Consider the following 2215-nt stretch of genomic DNA (forward strand, 5'->3'; position numbering starts at 1 on the left):
GGTATCAGCCTTGTCCTCTTGGGGTCATGCGGGCTGTTCACTCATCTCATTGGCAGTTGCATAGCTTTTTAAGTATGGGATTACTTTGGTAAAACGCAATGGCGAAAGGTACGGTTGACTTCTTCAACGACACCGGTGGCTACGGCTTTATCGACACAGAGGACTCTGACGAAGACGTTTTCTTCCACATGGAAGACGTCGGTGGCCCTGACCTCGAAGAGGGGCAAGAAGTCGAATTCGACATCGAACAGGCTGACAAAGGACCGCGCGCGACGAACGTCCAGCGCCTGTAAACGGCATCAGTAGTAACTGATTCTCGCGGGAGTTGACGCTGCCGCGCGAAAACAACGATTTTTGACCCACGGTGACAACCGTAGGCCGTATAACCCGGGACGCGTATCCGTGAATATGGACAGTGCCATCGACGATGACCTGTATCAGCGGACACGGAAACTGCTCGAACCCGGAGAGATCCAACTCAACGGAGCCATCGTTCACACGGACCTCGGTAGCGACGAGGACATCGAGATGCACCAAGCGTCGGTGGATATCGGTGACGTCATCGCGGAACACGCGGGTCACGACCCGCGCGACACCTACGTCTACTCCGGGACCGACGACACGGACTTCGCGTCGAACCAACACCAAGGGCTCACCCTCGATGGCGAGGAGTTCGTCTGGGAGTGCCAACAACTGCTTCGGAACGGCACGTTCGATATGGTATTCTACTACGAGGCGAGCGCCGACCAGGAGGCGATCCTGGAGGGCATCCGCGACCTCGGCTTCGAGGTCACGGGTGTCGAAGGGTAGATATCCGCGCCGAGTTAGAAGGCTTTACGTACGTTCCTTTCTAATCACGTGATAAGACCGTCGAAGTGTTTCGTATGAACTGTGTATCTTCTATTCACCGGGGGCAGAACCAGTGACACCGAGTACCGGCGTCATCTCTGGTATCCGCATCTCCCACGACCGGGCCAGCCTCGATGATGTGGCGGCCGCCTGCCACGACGACCAGCAGGACAACGTCGCCGCGCTCGCCGCGCAGTCCGAGGTATCGGAGGCGTTCGTGTTGCAGACGTGCAACCGGTTCGAGGCATACGTCGTCACCGGCGCACCGGCGACGGGCCGAGCGGTGCTCGCTGATTTCGTTCCCGGAGTAAACGAGGTGGCCGTCGAGATGAGCCACGAGGAGAGCCTTCGACACCTCCTCCGCGTCGCCGCGGGGTTGGAATCGCTCGTCCTCGGCGAGGACCAGATCATCGGGCAGGTGCGCGACGCCTACACCTCGGCACAGACCATCGGTGCGGTCGGCCCGACGCTGGAAGAGGCGCTGACGAAGGCGCTCCACGTCGGCGAGCGCGCCCGGACCGAGACGGCGATCAACGAAGGGGTCGTCTCGGTCGGCAGTGCCGCCGTGTCGCTCGCAACCGACCAGTCGGGATTGGACGGCGCGACCGCTCTCGTCGTCGGCGCGGGCGAGATGGGGACCATCGCGGCCCACGCCTTCGCCGATTCGGATGTCGAGACGCTCATCGTCGCCAACCGCTCGATCGAACGCGCCGAAACCGTCGCCGAAGCCGTGAATCTGACCGATACCCGCGCCGTCGGCTTGGACGCGCTCCCGGCCTGCCTGTCGCACGCGGACGTCGTCGTCACCGCGACCGGAAGCGACGGACACGTCCTCGACGCGACCCTGCTCGACGACTGTGGCGAGACCTTGGTCGTGGACATCGCCCAACCACGTGACGTGTCCCCGGCCGTCTCGGCACTCGACGGAATCACCGTCCACGATATGCAGGCACTCGAATCCGTAACGGACGAGACCCGCGCGCGACGACGCGCCGCCGCCGAATCGGTCGAGGCGATGGTGGACCGTGAGTTCGAGAACTTGCTCGAACAGTACAAACGAAAGCGGGCCGACGAGGTCATCGCCGGGATGTACGAAGGTGCAGAACGGGTCAAGGAACGTGAACTGCAGACCGCGCTCTCGCGCCTCGAAGCCAAGGGGTTGGACGAGGATCAACGAGCAATCGTGGAGTCGATGGCCGATGCGCTGATCTCACAAATGCTCGCACCCCCAACGAAAAGCCTCCGCGACGCCGCCGCGAACGACGACTGGACGACCATCAACACTGCGCTCCAATTGTTCGACCCCGAGTTCCGTGACGAAGCGCCCGCGTTCGTCACCGAACACCTCGAATCGACGGCCGACGAC

At 62.0% G+C, this 2215-nt stretch carries 3 protein-coding genes; all 3 read left to right on the forward strand.

Annotation, left to right across the window (positions count from 1 at the left end; all coding sequences use genetic code 11):
• Nucleotides 1-98: 98 nt before the first annotated feature.
• Nucleotides 99-293: a cold-shock protein gene (locus tag WBV42_RS19840; protein ID WP_007976778.1), complete on the forward strand. Its 195-nt coding sequence runs from the start codon at nucleotides 99-101 to the stop codon at nucleotides 291-293.
• A 115-nt stretch (nucleotides 294-408) separates the two neighbouring features.
• Complete coding sequence (locus WBV42_RS19845; protein WP_423987573.1) at nucleotides 409-810, forward strand: DUF5778 family protein; 402 nt, start codon at nucleotides 409-411, stop codon at nucleotides 808-810.
• A gap of 112 nt (nucleotides 811-922) precedes the next feature.
• Nucleotides 923-2215, forward strand: a 1293-nt coding sequence (gene hemA, locus WBV42_RS19850; RefSeq protein ID WP_423987572.1) for a glutamyl-tRNA reductase, incomplete at its 3' end; no start/stop codon positions are given.

Origin of the sequence: Haladaptatus sp. (genome assembly GCF_049589095.1) — an archaeon.
Taxonomy (GTDB): Archaea; Halobacteriota; Halobacteria; order Halobacteriales; family Haladaptataceae; genus Haladaptatus.